Below are 15,110 nucleotides of genomic sequence, written 5' to 3'. Positions count from 1 at the left end.
TCTGACCTACAATCTGGATCGAATGGTGACGATCGGTGCGACGCGGTAGTTTCGGGCGAAAGGACCCGCTCATCCCTTCAGCCCGCTACCGGATCTGTACCAGATCCGTTGTTCGAGCTGCATTTTTCATGGCGAACTAGTCTAACACGCTCCGAATGACGCGGCCATGTCCCGCCTCATTTCACCAGCCGACCGCGTACCCATTCCGCCGGGGATCGGCGGCGCCGGCGATCCATCCGGTGTCGGGATCCGCGAGAATCCCCTGCACCCCGCCCACCCGCATCGACCACGCCCCCAGCGTGTCGATCTCATACCCGCGGGCGGCAAGCTCCGCCCTCGTCTCCTCGGGTACACGGGACTCCACCCGCATCGCCCGCGGAGGTACCGGATCACCCTCGCTGACATCATCGATCCAGCGAAACCGCGGTGCGGCGATCGCGTCCTGGAGGTTGAGCCCGAAGTCGAGCAGGTGCACCAGGACCTGCACGGTGGTGACGAGGATTCCGTAGGCCCCGGGGGTCCCCACCGTCCCCAGGAACCGCCCGTGGCGGTGGAGGTGGACCGGAGCCACGGGCCACTCGTGGGTTTTGTCGGGCGCGACCACATTTGGGTGGCCGGGCGTCAGCGAAAACCAGCGCATCGCGTTGTTGAGACACACGCCGGTGCCGGGGACCACGACCCCGCTTCCAAACCCGTGCCCGAGGCTGTGGGTGATGTTGACCGCAAGGCCGCTCGCATCGGCGGCGGCCAGGTGGGTGGTGGAGGCGACCCCGTCGCTTCCGCCCTCCGCGCACCCCCCGGCGGGAACGCCCCCGGTCACTGTCGATGAGGCGTGCAGACGGCGGACCGCCTCCGCCCGAAGCTCCGTCGTGTGCTCGGAGGAAAGGAGCCTGGCCACCGGGATGGTCACGCGGCCCGGATCGCCTACCAGGCGATCGGTATCCACCCGGGCGGCGCGGGACGCCTCGGCGATCATCGCCAGGTGATCGGCGCTGAGGTGGCCCCCACCCTTGACGTCAAACGTCTCCAGCACGTTGAGCGTCTCCAGCACCTGGATCGCACTCGTCGGCGGCGGCGGCGCAAAGATCGTCACCCCCCGGTAGGTGGTCTGGATCGGCGACGTCCACTGCAATGTCTCCGGATACGCGTGGAGATCCGCTTCCGCAATCAATCCCCCCCGATCGCGCATCAGCCGGTCGGTGTCCCGCCCCAGAGGCCCACCGTAAAGGTAGCCGATACCGTCCGCCGCGATCCGACGAAAGGTCTTCGCCAGATCCGGCTGAACGAGAAGGGCTCCGACCGCGGGGATGCGGCCGTGGTGCAGGTAGGTCTCGCCCCCCTCCGCGGTCAGCCGGCGGGCACTTTCCGTGAACATCTGGTGATCGAACGGGGTGAACGGGACGCCCCGCTCGGCCAACTCTATCGCAGGCTCGAGCACATGCGCGAGGGAGAGCTTCCCGTAGTCAGCCAGGACCCGCGCCCACCCCGCGAGGTTCCCGGGCACCGCCGGCGCAAGATATCCGGTGTCGGGACGTCCCCCGGGGAATCGCTCGGGTACCGCCCCGGTGGGCGCCCGCCCCAGGAACACGAGCGCCCGCGGGCTCTCGCCCGGGGGCGTGAGCAGAAGCGTGCCGCATCCGGCCAGCCCTGACATGTAGGGCTCCGCCACGCCGATCGCTGCGGCCGCGGCGACGATGGCGTCGACCGCGTTTCCCCCCTGGGCCAGCATCCGAACCCCGGCCTGGGTGGCCAGCGGGTTGGCCGTCGCCACCATCCCCTTCCGGCCATAGACAACCGGCCGGAGCCCAAATTTTGTCGCGTACGTCTCGTGTGGCATGAGGTCCCCTCTCCCCGCTCAGCGATCACAAAAAATTCGGAGGGGATGGCCTGTTGTCGCCATCCCCACCCCGCCGTGCACCGACGCGATCTCGCCCGTTAGCGAACCACTCGCACGTTTGCGGCCTGCGGGCCCTTCTGCCCGGAGGTCTCCTCGTACTCCACCTTGTCGCCTTCGTTCAGTGTCTTGTACCCCTCACCCTGAATTGCGCTGAAGTGCACGAACAAATCCTTGGTGCCTTCCTCGGGGGTGATGAAGCCGTACCCCTTCTCGGCGCTGAACCACTTCACTGTCCCTCCTGCCATACCGTCCCACCTCTCTATCCTGCATGCTACCAACCGACTTTGCAGCCTGCTGATGCCGTATTAGTATGCCACACGATTTGCGGGAATGGCAAGGCGGGTTGGGCCTCGGGGCGATGCAACGATTGGTCGACCCGTCGCGCCGTGGGCGCGCAAATCGTCGCCGCGCCTCAGGAGGGCCTGCAAGAATCCGGGTCGTCCCGACCGGAGATCGGATGGGAATTATCGAGCATCCGACCCGGACAGCCGGTAGGCTTCACGTGCGGCCTCAGCGCCTATCCCGTGGGGCGCAGGCGCGCCGAATTCTCGCAGCACGTGCTCGAGCCCATCGACCACGGACAGGACCGCCGGCAACCCGGCGTTCGGCCCCATCAACCCGATCCGCCAGATCTTGCCCCGCAGCGGGCCGAACGAGGTGGCGATCTCGATCCCAAACTCGTCGAGAAGCCGCCGCCGCGCCGCGTCGTCGTCCACGTTTGCCGGGACCTTGACCGCCGTGATCATCGGCAGGCGGTGCCGGGGATCGCCGAAGAGTTCCATCCCCATTGCCGTGAGCCCGACCTTGAGAGCGTCTCCCGCGCGGCGGTGGCGCAGGGCGCGGGCGGGAATCCCCTCCTCCACAACGAGCCGCAGCGCCTCGCGCAATCCGTAGGTCATACTGGTGGGGAGGGTGTGGTGATTCAAGCGCTCGGGACCCCAGTACCGCTGGAGTTGAGTGAGGTCGAGGTAATTGCTCACGACCGGGGTCCGGCGCGCGGCCAGCGCCGCCTCGGCCCGGGCGTTGTAGGTGATGGGTCCCATTCCGGAGGGACACCCGAGACACTTCTGGGTGCCGGCAAAGCAGACGTCGACCTCCCAGGCGTCGGTCTCCACCGGGACCCCGCCCAGGGTGACGACGGCGTCGACCACGAGCAGGCAGCCGTGCGCGCGGCAGATCGGGCCGATCTCATCGATGGGCTGCCACATCCCCGTGCTCGTCTCCCCGTGCACCACGGCCACGAGCTTGGCCGGCTCTTTTCGCAGCGCCTCCTCGATCGCCCCGGGCTCGACCACCCGCCCCCACTCGGCGCAGACCTGCGCGACCCGGGCGCCGTACCGCGAGGCGATCTCAGCGAAGAGATCGCCGAACCGGCCGCAGTTGGCCACCACCACTCGGTCCCCGGGCTCGATCAGGGACGCCAGCGCGGCCTCCATCGCCGCCCGGCCGGTCCCCGACACCGCGAAGGCTCGCGCGTTGGCGGTTTGGAACACGACCCGCACCAATTCGATGACGTCCGACATTATCGCGGTGAACGCCGGGTCGAACTGCCCAAGGAGGGGAGCGCCAAGCGCCCGCAAGACCCGCGGGTCGGGGTTTGTTGGACCCGTTCCGCAGAGCAACCGTACGGGAGGTGCCAGGTCTGCGAGGCTGCGGCGCACGCGCGTCTCTCCCATCTACTCCGGTGCGAGGACCGAGGCATCGGCGGCGTAGCGGGCGACGAATGCCGTGAGCGCCAGCTGGAATGCCGCCAGCGGAGCGCGCACCACGCCCGCCCCGATCTGGCCCTTGCCCGCCACGCGGTGCGCGATGCCGGTGTTGATCACCGGGGTGATCCCGAGCTTGACGACGGCCCGGAGGTCAATCCCGGTGGGCGCCCCCGCGAAATCGAGCGTGGGGATCTTGAAGGCGGCGCTCGGCGCCACGGTGATTTCTGCCATCGATTGGGTCGTGGCCAACGCCTCGCGCATCGAGGGCAGGCCCACAAAGCCGACCACCGCCGGTGCGGCCGCCATCGCCATCCCGCCGATGCCGACCGTTTCTACGATGGCGCTGTCCCCCATGTCCGGATTGGCATCCTCCGCCGTGAAGCCGGGAAAGTACATCCCCACCGGCACCGGAGCGGGCGCCGTGAACCAGCGTGGACCGAGGCCGCTTACCCGGATCCCAAACTCGACCCCGTTCCGGCTCATCACGGTCACAATCGTGCTGTACGGGATCTCCCGAATCGACGCGGTGATAGCCAGCGATGCGGCCATCGCCAGGTTCAAGAAAAACTGATCGTTCTCCGCCAGAAACCTGAGCACGCTTGAGAGCGCCGGCCCGGACGCACCGCGCTCCGCCAGGGCCGGCGCCAGCGCCCGGAAAAGGAGGCCGGTCGCGGCAACGTTGCGCTGGTGCATCTCGTCGCCCATCGTTAGCGCCCGCGCCATCAGCGGCACGAGCGGGATGCCGTCGAGCTGCCGAAGCGCCGCGTCGAGGGCGGGGGCCAGCACGTCGCGGAGCCAGCGGAGCCGCGCGATCACCGCCTCCCCGTTTGCCCCGAACCGAAGCACCTGGCCGATCCCCTCGTTGAGGGGAGCAAACGTCGTGGTTCGGTGCTCACGGTCCTGGACCTCCAACAGCGGCATGGACGCGGAGATAATCCCGGCCATTGGCCCAACCACCCCGGCGTCGTGCGTGCAGCGGAGCGTGATCGCGCCGCGGTCAAGGAGGATGGCAGCGGCGGACAGATCGGGGGCCCATCCTTCGTACAACACGGCGCCGAGGACGGCCCCCCGCATCGGGCCGCACATTTCACCGGAAGCCAAGGGGGGACCGGCGTGGAGCAGGACGCGATCGTCCAGGTGGGGGATCGCGGCACGGGCCTCGCGGATCCGGGTCAGCACGGGGGCCGCCGAGTTGAGGCGGTGGAGAGCGGTGGTGTTGGCGGCGGCGATTCGATCGGCGATGGACGCAGTCATGCCGTCGCCTGCTTCAAGGCGCCGAAGGGGGTCTCCTCCGCGCCCCCGGCAGGCCGCGCGCGGCTCCCTTCGGAACCCGCGCGGCGTGGACCATCCTTCCGCGGCGATCACCCGCCGTCATCGACCGGGCGGGCGACGGCGGCGAGGGTCTCTCCCGATTCGATCGTACGGAGGTGGCGGGTGACCCAGACCCGGCCGTCGTGCGGCGCGCGCGCGTCGCCGAGCGCCTCGCCAAAGGGAGCGAGGACACGCGCAACCGTTTCCCCCTGCCGGACCGTCTCCCCCACTCCCCGATCGATGACCGCGTACCCCGCAGAGGGCGTGGGGAGATCGGTGGTCCGCCAGAACGGTCCCGGCACCTGAGGCGCCGGCCTGTCCCGCAGCATCCCCAGCCACCGCAGGAGGTTCAGGACGCCGTTGCGGGTGGCGGCGACGTCCTCGTCCAGACATCCCCCCATGCCGGACATCTCCGTGCCGACGGTGGGAATCCCCCGGCGCGCGACCTCCGCATTGAACGTCCCAGGGTGATCGCGCAGCTCCCAGAGATGGGGAACCCCAAACGCCCGCGCCGCGGCCTGCGATCGGGCCGGGTCACCCAATCCCCGCCGGTATCCGACGACGGGCAGGAAGTGGTACCGGACGCCGCCGCTGTGCAGGTCGACGAACAGCGCGGGCCTCTGGCGCACCACAAACTCCAACAGCTCAGCGGCCAGCCGCTGCGTCGGCCGGCCCCCGGGGTCCCCCGGAAAGATGCGCGCGAGATTGATCCCATCGACGGCCTCCGGCGTCGCCCGACTCCCCGCCGCAAACGCCCACGGGTTGCAGACCGGGAGAAGCGCCACGCTGCCCTGTAGCGACGACGCCGGAAGATCCCGGGCCAGCTCCCACAGGGCGCGCGGGCCCTCGTATTCGTCACCGTGCACCCCGGCCGCGGCACAGACCAGCGGCCCGGGGCGGGCACCGACGATGGCGATCAAGGGCAGGTCGAGCGGCGGGTCGGTCCCCGCCGAGACCAGCACGTCGGTCGTGCCGGGGGTACGGTCGAGCTCGAACTGCGCGAGCGGGACCCGGACGGGCATGCGTTACGTCTTGGCGATCCCGGGCGGGGTGGCCGGTTCGACCTGGTGCGGGACCCTGGGCTTGATGGGGCGCGCCCGCAGCTCGCGGACGATCTCCACCAGTTCGCGGCCAGCTGCCTCAAGGACCCGCTGCCCCTTCTCCGCCGTGGCCTTCGTCGGGTCGCCCTTGACGCCGTGTCGAGTATCCGCGCTCCAGTACTCGGTCATCCACACGGCGTTCTTGTAGGAGGGGTCGGGCTTGCGGCCCGCGAGATCCCCCCAGAAGTGCGGGGACATCTGGTAGGTCATGTCGCGCTCCGCCCGCTCCATCTTCACGCGGGAGGCGTCCACTGCCAGGTACACCGAGGTCTCGATCTCGCAGGCGTGGGACGTGACCTCGGACTCGCGCACCGCATTGAAGGCGGCGCGGACGTCGTGAAGATCCCACCACGAGGTATACGCGCAGTGAACGTCCGGCCGCTCGACCACCGTCAGCCGCACCGCCAGCTCCACGAGCGGTCGGTTGCTCCCGTGGCCGTTCACGAGCAGGATCTTTCGAAACCCGTGGTGGGCCAGGCTCCGCGTGATGTCGAGCAGGTACTCGACGAACGTATTCCACCGAATGGTGAGCGTCCCGGGGAAGTCCAGATGATGGGGGCTGTAGCCGATGCGTACGCACGGAAGGAGCACGATCTCCCCCGGCGCGAGTTGCGCCGCCCGCTCGCAGACCGTCGAGGCAATGACGATGTCCGTATCCACCGGAAGGTGGGGGCCGTGATCCTCGATTGTCGCCACGGGGATGAGCGCGCACCGTTGAGCGCGCACCGCATCGTTGACCTCTTCCCAACTGAGATGCTCGAAGCGGTACGGATGCTTGGGCACTGTCTCCTCCCGTCCCGGAGTGCCGTGCGGTGAGGGGCGCGCGGTGCCGATGGGGCACCCGTCGATCCGGGTGATTCGTGTCGGGCCGCTACAGGTACCTTCCCCCGGTCACCTCGATCACCGCCCCCGTCACGTAGGCGGCGAGGTCGCTCGCCAGGAAGAGGGCGACCGCGGCGACGTCCTCCGGCGTCCCCAACCGCCCGAGCGGGGTGTCCGCGACGCTCTGGGCGAGCCGTTCTTCCCCGAGCGCGCGCGTCATCGGCGTATCGATCATCCCCGGCTGAATAGCGTTCGCCCGCACCGCGTACCGGGCAAACTCGCGCGCGGTGACCTTGGTCAGCGCCACGATCCCCGCCTTCGCCGACGCGTAGTTGGCCTGGCCGAAGTTCCCAATCTTCCCGGAGATCGACGAGATGTTGACGATGGCGCCTCCGCGGCCGGCCTCGCGCATGCGTATCGCCACGGCCTTCGTGCAGAGAAAGGTACCCTTGAGGTGCACGTCCACGACGAGGTCCCAGTCAGCCTCGGTGAGGTTTCGGATCGTCGCATCGCGCGTCAGGCCTGCGTTGTTGATCAAGATGTCGATCGACCCCAACTGCGACTGGGCGTGCGCGACCGCCGCCTCCACTTCCCCGGCCCGGCTGACGTTCGCGCAGAGGGCGACTCCTCGGACTCCGAGCGTGCGGACGGCCGCCGCCGTCTCCTCGGCGGTCTGCCCGTTCAGGTCGAGCGCGGCCACGCCGGCGCCTTCGCGAGCAAACCTCAGGGCGATCGCCCGTCCGATCCCTGATCCGGCACCGGTGACGAACGCCACGCGGCCGGCCAGCATCGGTCCCATCCGTTTCTCCCACCTCCCGCCGCCGGAATCGCAAAACTCCCGGGAAGCGGCAGCCGCCGCACGGTCTCGGCGCCCCGCCGCCTCCCCGATCTTCCGCGGCGCCGCCGCGGTCTCCTGGGGAGGACGGCCGCGCCCGGGTCACGAACACCGTGCGGGACTTTCAGGCACGGGAGGATCTCTGTGTCGAAGGCGGAGTTCGATCTTGTAGTCGGAGGACGCGTGGTCACCCCCGAGCGGATTCTGGATCGAGGGTATGTCGGCGTGCGCGGTGCCAGGATCGCCGCCGTCGGCGAGATCCAGGGCCCGCTCCCTCCGGCCCGGCGCACGGTCTCGACCGAGCATGCGTACGTTCTGCCCGGGATCGTGGATACGCACGTCCACACGCGAAGCGAACCGGCCGAAGGCATCACCCGCTGCACCGAGGGGGCGGTGGCGGGGGGAGTGACGACGATCGTCGACATGCCCTATGACATGCCGGCCGCCGTCCCCGACCTCGAGACGTTCCGGAAGAAGGTGGCCGACGTGAGGGCGGAGGCCGTGGGCGATGTCGCGCTCTACGGTACCATCCGCAAGGAAGGCGGGCTGAACGAGATCGAACGGATCGCCGGCGCGGGCGCGTGCGCGTTCAAAGTGGCCACCTACGAAGCGGACCCCGTCCGCTTTCCGCGCATCCCCGACGGAGAACTGCTCGCCGCCTTTCATCGGATCGCCGCTATGGGGGTGCCGGTGGCCGTGCACTGCGAGAACCAGGACATCGCCGATCGGGGGGTGGCGCGGGCCCGTGCGGCGGGGCAGACCGACCCGATCGCTCACTGCCGGTCTCGCCCCCCCGTGTCGGAGACCGAAGCGGTGGGACGCGTCCTCGAGTTGGCGTACGGCACCTCTGTCCACCTCCACATCGTGCATGCTAGCGTCCCCCGCTCGTTCGATCTCATCCACCGCTACCGGACGGAGGGGGTGCACGTCACGGCGGAGACCTGCATCCAGTACCTCGTGTTGGACGAGACCGCAATGGAGCGCCTGGGACCCTTCGCGAAGATCAACCCCCCGCTCCGAGGACGCCAGGACGTCGACTGGCTGTGGCGCGACTTGGCCGCGGGACGGATCGATCAGGTGACCTCGGATCATGCCCCCTGGACCCGCGCCCGCAAGAGCGACCTGGACATCTTCGCGAACGCATCGGGAGCTCCGGGGGTGGAGACGCTGCTTCCACTCCTGCACCACTTCGGCGTGGGCGCGGGGCGGATCTCGATCCTCGACCTCATCTCGCTCCTGGCGGAGCGCCCCGCGCGCAACTTCGGCCTGTTCCCCCGCAAGGGCGCGCTGCTCCCGGGCGCGGACGCGGATCTGACGATTTTCGATCCAGACGTGGTCTGGACTGTCCGGGGCCGGGATCTCCGCAGCCCCGTGGGCTGGACCCCGTTCGAGGGGATGGAACTGCGCGGCCGCGCGGTGCGGACGTTTGTCCGCGGCCGACCGGCCTATGAGGACGGCGTCGTCGTGGCGCGGCCCGGGGACGGGGAGTTCATTCCGCCGGTCCGCGCGACCGCGGCGGCGGGGGGCACGCGGGAGGGAAGCATCCGTGCCTCTTAGCCCCGCTCCGGGCGCCACCCTCGGTCTCATCGGCGCGGGGGCGATTGGCAGGCTGGTCCTGCAGGCCCTGGAACAACGCCGCCTCCCCTACCGCCGCGTCGTGCTGCTGGCGCGATCCCGACGACCCGATCTTGAGGAGTCCCTGGCCCGAGCGGGCGGCACCGTCGTCTACGATCCGGACAGCCTCCTGGCCGCCCGGCCCGAGGTGGTGGTCGAGGCCGCGGGCCACGCCGCGGCCCATGCGTACGCGCTGCGGATCGTAGAGGGCGGGTGTGATCTCCTCTTGATGAGCATCGGGGCGCTCGCCGACGACGCTCTCCGCGAGCCATTGGAAGACGCCGCCCGGCGACGCGGGGTGACGGTCTGGCTGCCGTCCGGGGGGGTCGGCGGGCTCGACGCGCTCGCCGCCGCGCGGGCGCTCGGCGATCTGGAGCGCGTCACGCACCGCACGACCAAACGGCCGGAAGGACTCAACACCGCCCCGTACGTCGTCGAGCGGGGGCTCTTGCGGGAACCGCTCGAGGCCCCCCTGGTCGTGTACCGTGGGCCGGCCCGGGAGGCGGTGCGGCACTTCCCGCAAAACGTGAACATCGCCGCCGCGGTGAGCTTGGCGGGGATCGGCTTCGACCGCACCCAGGTCGAGGTCGTCGCCGATCCGGCGATCCCCCGCTCGCGGCACGAGATTTGGGCGGACGGCCGGTTTGGCTCATTTGCCCTGCGCTTCGAGAACGCGATGGATCCGATGAATCCGCGGACCTCGCGCCTCGCCGGTCTGAGCGCCGTCGCCGCACTGCAGCGGCGGGGCGAAGCGTTCCGCTTAACCTGAGGGGACGTTCCGACCACCCGCCACCGAATCCTCGGGCCGGAGCGTGTACGTCCACGCGTCTGCATCCAGAACGACCTCGCCGTGCTGGTTGTTGATCGTGAACGTGAGGTGGCAGACGGGTTTGTCGGGTTTGAGCCCCGCCACCTCCACCGTAGCCGTGAGCAGATCACCGACGAAGACCGGCGCTCGGTAGGTGAGCGACTGGCTCATGAACACCGTCCCCGGGCCCGGAAGATCCATGGCCACGAGCGCGTTCAGGAGGCCGGCGGTGATCCCGCCTTGGGCGACGCGGCGGCGAAACCGCGTCCGGGCGGCGAACGCGTCGTCGAAGTGGAGCGGATTGTAGTCGCCGGTGATCTCCGCGTACATGCGGAGATCGGCCTCGGTCACCGACTTCGTTCGCGAGGCCTTCTGCCCCACCCGCAACCCCAACGGTCCCTCCGGTTGCGCTTCCATGCTCCCTCCTCGATGACGGCGGCGATCGACAGGGTTCATTGCGTGCGCGTCCACGCACCTCCTGCCGCGGGCCTTGATGGCCCGCCGGAGGAATCGCCCCCACATCGTCGTATCCTCTTCGGAAACACGGGCGGTGGCGCATGATCGCAAAGCGATGGGGAATCCCGATACTGGTGCTGGCCCTCGCCGCGTCGGCCGGGTGGGCGGCGCAGTCTCAACCGGTGAAGATCGGCCTCGCCGTCGGCATCACCGGCGACATCTCGGTGTACGGTGAGCCGATCCGAAACGGCTTCATGCTGGCGTTCAAGCAAATCAACGACAAGGGACAGGTGAAGATCGATCCGATCCTTGAAGACACCGGCGGCGGGCGGGACGGCGCGATTAACGTGTTCCAAAAGTTCATCCAGCGCGATCAGGTCGCGGCCATCCTCGGCCCCGTTCTGAGCTCGCAGGCATTCGGTGCCGATCCGCTCGCCGTGCAGGCGGGGGTGCCGGTCGTCGGCGTCAGCAATACCGCCAAGGGCATCCCGCAGATCGGCCCGACGATCTTCCGGGTGTCGGCGCCAGAGGCTGTACAGATCCCGAAGTCGATCGCCGTGGCAAAGGCAACCCTCAACCTCCAGCGGGTCGTCGTCCTCTACGATAACGCCGACGACTTTACGGTATCGGGCTACAAAACGTTCGCCGAGGAACTGCAGAAGAATGGGATCCAGATCGCCGACACGATCACCTTCGCCAGAGGGGACAGCGACTTCTCGGCGCAGCTCACCAAAGCGAAGGCGGCCAACCCCCAGGCGATCGTGGTCAGCGCCCTGGCTCGCGAAGGAACCCTGCTCCTGATTCAGGCCCACAACCTCGGCATCACCGTCCCGTTCATCGGCGGCAACGGGTTCAACGACACCAACATCATCACCCGAGCGGGGGCGGCGGCGGAGGGGCTGATCGTCGGCACCGCCTGGGTGCCGAGCGCGCCGACTTCGGTCAACCTCAAGTTTTACGATTCGTACCGGGCCACGTACAAGAAGGAGCCCAACCAGTTTGCCGCCCAGGCGTACGCGGGCGCCTTGGTCGTAGCCGAGGCGGTCCGTCGTGCGAACCTGACGGGCGGCGAAGACATCAAGGCGCAGCGCGGCAGGATCGCCCAGGCCCTTACCACGATCAAGAACTTTGAAACTCCGCTGGGGAGGATCAGCATCGGGCCGGACCGGGACGTCATCCAGCCGCGCACGTACGTCGCGGTGGTGCGCGGCGGCCGATTCGTCGAGTTGACCCCTTCGAAGTAGGCGGGGGGAGGGCGCCGAGGGCCCCTCCCCCCCTTCCCCGATGGTCGTCTTCCTCCAACAGCTGATCAACGGCATCTCCCTCGGTTCGGTCTACGCGCTGTTCGCGCTCGGGTTCACGCTGATCTTCGGCGTGCTCGAAATCATCAACCTGGCCCACGCCGCCATCCTGGCCGTCGGCGCGTTGTTCGCCTACACGCTGTTCACCCGCCTGAATGCCAACTTCCTCGAGGCCCTGCTCGGTGCCTCGATCGGCACCGGCCTCCTCGGCATCGCCATCGACCGCATCGCCTTTCGCCCGCTCCGCGTCCGCCAGGCCGGCCGCCTGTCGTCGCTGATCACCTCCATCGGCATCGCCCTGATCCTGGTCAATCTGGCGCAGATCCTCTGGGGATCGGAGCCGCTCAGCTATCCTCCGAGTGCGGTGCCCATCCGATTCATTTCCGGCGGCGGGGTCACCGTCAGCCTCCTGCAGATCATCGTCCTGGCCACGACGGTCCTGCTGCTGGTCGGCCTCCGCCTGCTCCTCACCCGCACCAAGCTGGGGCTGGCGATCCGGGCGGTCGCCGAGAACCCCGCCACGGCGAGCCTCCTCGGGATGCCGTTCGACCGGGTGGTGCTGTTCACGTTCTTCCTCAGCTCCGCCCTCGGTGGTGTCGCCGGGGTGTTGGTCGGCATGCTCCTCCAGGGGAGCGTCTCCCCATTCATGGGCACCACCTACGGGCTCAAAGGGCTCGCCGCGATCATCCTCGGAGGCATGGGAGACATCACCGGCGCCGTGCTGGGAGGCCTGGTGATGGGCATCGGCGAGATCATGATCGTCCAGTACCTGAACAGCAGCTACCGGGACGGCGTCGCCTTCGGGCTGCTGTTCCTCGTGCTGGTCGTGAGGCCCACCGGCCTGTTAGGACAGCAGCAGGGCCGCGAGGCCTGAATGCGGATCGGCGGCGGGGGGAGGCGGCGGGGATGTCCGTGATCCTTTCGTTTTATGCCGCCTACAGCACGCTGATCCTCTTTGCCGGGGTGGCGGCCCTCCTCGCCCTGTCCATCTACGTCACACTGATGGCCGGCCAGCTCTCCCTCGGCAACGCCGCCCTGGCAGCGATCGGAGGCTACGCGGCGGCGATCTTGACTCGCAACTATCACACCCCGCTGTGGGTCGCCCTTCTCGCCGGATCCGGGCTGGCGATGCTCGTCGCGGTCGTCATTGGGGTTCCGTCGCTCCGGCTGCGCGGCGTCTACCTGGCCATCGCCACCCTCGCCTTCGGCGAGGTCGTCCGCGTCGTCGCCCTCAACCTCAAGATCACGGGGGGCGCGTTGGGGTTGGTGGGAATTCCGGCGCTGGTCACCTTCTGGCACGTCTACGGCATCTTGCTGGCGGCCGCATTCTTCTTCTACCGTCTGGAGCGGTCGAAGGTCGGGCGGGCGTTCGCCGCGATCCGCCAGGATGAGACCGCCGCCCAGGCGATGGGGATTCGGATCACCTACTACAAGGTGCTGGCCTTCGCCCTCGCCGGCCTCATCTCCGGTCTCGCCGGCGGGCTCTCGGTGCACTTCACCTACATCATCAACCCCGCTCAGGCGAGCTTCTCCGAAGCCGTCAACATTCTGACCTACGCGATCTTCGGGGGGACGGCGAGCTTCTTCGGTCCGATCATCGGCGGGATGGTCCTCACAATTCTGCCGGAGTCGCTACGGTTCTTGCGCGAATACCGTCTGCTCATGAACGGCGCGATCCTCGTCCTGGTCACGATCTACCTGCCGAACGGGGTCCTGAGCCCGCGGCTCTGGAGGTGGCGGCGTGCTCGCCTGTGAGCAGGTCTCGCGGGCGTTTGGCGGGCTCGCCGCCGTGGAGAACGTCTCCTTCACGGTCGCGGAGGGAGAGATCTTTGGTCTGATCGGGCCGAACGGCGCCGGCAAAACGACGCTGTTCAACATCATGACGGGGTTTCTGCCTCCGACCTCCGGCCGGGTGCGGTTCCAGGGCGAGACGATCGGCCACCGCAGCGCCGACCGGGTCGCCACCATGGGGATTGCCCGGACCTTTCAAAACATCCGCCTCTTCCGGGAGATGTCCGCCCTCGAAAACGTGGTCGTCGGTGAGCATGCACGGACGCGGGGGACGCTGCTGGCGGCCGTGCTGGGGACGTCCGCGCATCGGGCGGAAGAAGCCCGTGTGCGGGCACGCGCGGCGGCGTTGCTCGAACTCGTCGGGCTAGGCGGGCGAGCGACGGAGACGGCGGGTTCGCTACCCTACGGCGATCAGCGCCGACTGGAAATTGCGCGGGCTCTGGCCGCGGAGCCCCGGCTCCTGCTCCTCGACGAACCGGCCGCCGGCATGAACCCGGCTGAGACTCAGGCCATGATGGACCTCATCACCCGGCTGCGGCGGGAGGCCGGCCTCACGATCCTCCTGATCGAGCACGATATGAAGCTCGTGATGGGGGTCTGCGACCGGATCGCCGTCCTCAACTTCGGCCGGAAGATCGCGCAGGGGACGCCGCAGGAGGTTCGGACGGACCCGGCCGTGGTGGAAGCGTACCTGGGCGGGCGGACGACGCGACGGCCAGCTCCCCGCCGGTCAGAGGCGGGGGCGACGGTGCTGGCGATTGATGAGGTGGACGCCGGCTACGGTCCTGCCGAGGTCCTCCACCAGGTATCGCTCCAGGTGAGGGAAGGTCAGATCGTCACGCTCATCGGCGCGAACGGGGCGGGCAAAACGACGCTGCTGCGCACCGTCTCGGGCCTGGTCCGCCCCCACCGCGGGCGGATCCGCTTGCACGGCAAGTCGATCGGTGGGGCCCGTCCCGACTGGATCGTCAGCCGGGGGGTGGCACACGTCCCCGAGGGCCGCCAGGTCCTGGCGCGGATGACCGTGCTCGACAACCTCCGCGCCGGCGCCTACGCCCGCCGCGATCGAGAGGTCGAGCGCGACCTGGCGGCGATGCTGGAGCGCTTCCCGACGCTGGGGACGCGCCGCGGCCAGAGCGCCGGGACGCTCTCCGGCGGCGAGCAACAGATGGTGGCCATCGCCCGGGGGCTCATGTCGCGGCCCCGCCTCCTGATGCTCGACGAACCCTCGCTCGGCCTGGCGCCGATCCTCGTGGAGCGCATCTTCGACATCATCCACGACCTCAACGCTCGGGGCGTACCGATTCTCCTGGTCGAGCAGAACGCCCACCTCGCGCTGGAAACCGCGGACCAGGCCTACGTGCTCGAGGCGGGCCGGGTCGTCATGGAGGGCCCCGCCGACCGACTCCTGGGCGACGCCTCGGTGCGGCGAGCCTACCTCGGGTAATCGGGAGCGGCGTGCCGTC

The 15,110-nt window shown here is 69.0% G+C and carries 14 protein-coding genes; 6 read left to right on the top strand and 8 right to left on the bottom strand.

Annotated elements, in window-relative coordinates; translation table 11 throughout:
• Positions 1 to 181: 181 nt before the first annotated feature.
• The 7 genes from VKV57_17205 to fabG all read right to left on the bottom strand — a co-directional run bounded on the left by VKV57_17205 (position 182) and on the right by fabG (position 7,638).
• Positions 182 to 1,837, bottom strand: a complete 1,656-nt coding sequence (locus VKV57_17205; protein HLW61642.1) for a gamma-glutamyltransferase — start codon at positions 1,835 to 1,837, stop codon at positions 182 to 184.
• A 98-nt stretch (positions 1,838 to 1,935) separates the two neighbouring features.
• On the bottom strand, positions 1,936 to 2,142 hold the full coding sequence (locus VKV57_17200) for a cold-shock protein (GenBank protein ID HLW61641.1): 207 nt from the start codon (positions 2,140 to 2,142) through the stop codon (positions 1,936 to 1,938).
• Positions 2,143 to 2,361: 219 nt separating this feature from the next.
• The gene (locus VKV57_17195; GenBank protein HLW61640.1) at positions 2,362 to 3,558 is read right to left on the bottom strand and encodes an alanine--glyoxylate aminotransferase family protein; all 1,197 of its coding nucleotides are present in this window, start codon (positions 3,556 to 3,558) and stop codon (positions 2,362 to 2,364) included.
• Positions 3,559 to 3,573: 15 nt separating this feature from the next.
• Positions 3,574 to 4,860, bottom strand: a complete 1,287-nt coding sequence (locus tag VKV57_17190; protein HLW61639.1) for a DUF1116 domain-containing protein — start codon at positions 4,858 to 4,860, stop codon at positions 3,574 to 3,576.
• Positions 4,861 to 4,967: 107 nt separating this feature from the next.
• Positions 4,968 to 5,939: a succinylglutamate desuccinylase/aspartoacylase family protein gene (locus VKV57_17185; protein ID HLW61638.1), complete on the bottom strand. Its 972-nt coding sequence runs from the start codon at positions 5,937 to 5,939 to the stop codon at positions 4,968 to 4,970.
• 3 nt (positions 5,940 to 5,942) lie between these two features.
• Positions 5,943 to 6,800, bottom strand: coding sequence for a creatininase family protein (locus tag VKV57_17180; protein HLW61637.1), 858 nt, complete (start codon positions 6,798 to 6,800; stop codon positions 5,943 to 5,945).
• An 88-nt stretch (positions 6,801 to 6,888) separates the two neighbouring features.
• A complete protein-coding gene (fabG, locus tag VKV57_17175) occupies positions 6,889 to 7,638 on the bottom strand; it encodes a 3-oxoacyl-ACP reductase FabG (protein HLW61636.1) in 750 nt (249 codons plus the stop codon).
• A 180-nt stretch (positions 7,639 to 7,818) separates the two neighbouring features.
• Here fabG and VKV57_17170 point away from each other — a divergent pair, with 180 nt between their 5' ends.
• Entirely contained in the window at positions 7,819 to 9,231 is a 1,413-nt protein-coding gene (locus VKV57_17170) for a dihydroorotase family protein (protein HLW61635.1), read from the top strand.
• Positions 9,221 to 10,057, top strand: a complete 837-nt coding sequence (locus VKV57_17165; protein HLW61634.1) for an aspartate dehydrogenase — start codon at positions 9,221 to 9,223, stop codon at positions 10,055 to 10,057. The genes VKV57_17170 and VKV57_17165 overlap by 11 nt, the downstream gene beginning before the upstream one ends.
• Here the strand turns inward: VKV57_17165 and VKV57_17160 are convergent.
• A complete protein-coding gene (locus VKV57_17160) occupies positions 10,049 to 10,513 on the bottom strand; it encodes a MaoC family dehydratase (protein ID HLW61633.1) in 465 nt (154 codons plus the stop codon). The genes VKV57_17165 and VKV57_17160 overlap by 9 nt on opposite strands.
• A gap of 140 nt (positions 10,514 to 10,653) precedes the next feature.
• On the opposite strand from VKV57_17160, the gene VKV57_17155 reads away from it, so the two are divergent.
• The 4 genes from VKV57_17155 to VKV57_17140 are packed head-to-tail and all read left to right on the top strand — an operon-like array spanning position 10,654 to position 15,091.
• Positions 10,654 to 11,796 carry an ABC transporter substrate-binding protein gene (locus VKV57_17155; GenBank protein ID HLW61632.1) on the top strand — a complete coding sequence of 381 codons (1,143 nt, stop codon included), beginning with the start codon at positions 10,654 to 10,656 and terminating at the stop codon, positions 11,794 to 11,796.
• 40 nt (positions 11,797 to 11,836) lie between these two features.
• Positions 11,837 to 12,727, top strand: a complete 891-nt coding sequence (locus VKV57_17150; protein HLW61631.1) for a branched-chain amino acid ABC transporter permease — start codon at positions 11,837 to 11,839, stop codon at positions 12,725 to 12,727.
• A gap of 32 nt (positions 12,728 to 12,759) precedes the next feature.
• Positions 12,760 to 13,608, top strand: a complete 849-nt coding sequence (locus VKV57_17145; GenBank protein HLW61630.1) for a branched-chain amino acid ABC transporter permease — start codon at positions 12,760 to 12,762, stop codon at positions 13,606 to 13,608.
• Positions 13,595 to 15,091: an ATP-binding cassette domain-containing protein gene (locus tag VKV57_17140; protein HLW61629.1), complete on the top strand. Its 1,497-nt coding sequence runs from the start codon at positions 13,595 to 13,597 to the stop codon at positions 15,089 to 15,091. The genes VKV57_17145 and VKV57_17140 overlap by 14 nt, the downstream gene beginning before the upstream one ends.
• Positions 15,092 to 15,110 lie beyond the last annotated feature (19 nt).

Source organism: bacterium (genome assembly GCA_035307765.1).
GTDB lineage: Bacteria > Sysuimicrobiota > Sysuimicrobiia > Sysuimicrobiales > Segetimicrobiaceae > Segetimicrobium.
Note: the sequence above shows the minus strand (reverse complement) of the source record. Positions and strands in the feature narration are given on the sequence as shown.

Excerpts from the sequence above, each read along its gene's own strand:
- VKV57_17205 (HLW61642.1), bottom strand. The coding sequence starts at position 1,837 with ATGCCACACGAGACGTACGCGACAAAATTTGGGCTCCGGCCGGTTGTC.
- VKV57_17200 (HLW61641.1), bottom strand. The coding sequence starts at position 2,142 with ATGGCAGGAGGGACAGTGAAGTGGTTCAGCGCCGAGAAGGGGTACGGC.
- VKV57_17190 (HLW61639.1), bottom strand. The coding sequence starts at position 4,860 with ATGACTGCGTCCATCGCCGATCGAATCGCCGCCGCCAACACCACCGCT.
- VKV57_17185 (HLW61638.1), bottom strand. The coding sequence starts at position 5,939 with ATGCCCGTCCGGGTCCCGCTCGCGCAGTTCGAGCTCGACCGTACCCCC.
- fabG (HLW61636.1), bottom strand. The coding sequence starts at position 7,638 with ATGGGACCGATGCTGGCCGGCCGCGTGGCGTTCGTCACCGGTGCCGGA.
- VKV57_17160 (HLW61633.1), bottom strand. The coding sequence starts at position 10,513 with ATGGAAGCGCAACCGGAGGGACCGTTGGGGTTGCGGGTGGGGCAGAAG.
- VKV57_17155 (HLW61632.1), top strand. The coding sequence starts at position 10,654 with ATGATCGCAAAGCGATGGGGAATCCCGATACTGGTGCTGGCCCTCGCC.
- VKV57_17150 (HLW61631.1), top strand. The coding sequence starts at position 11,837 with ATGGTCGTCTTCCTCCAACAGCTGATCAACGGCATCTCCCTCGGTTCG.
- VKV57_17145 (HLW61630.1), top strand. The coding sequence starts at position 12,760 with ATGTCCGTGATCCTTTCGTTTTATGCCGCCTACAGCACGCTGATCCTC.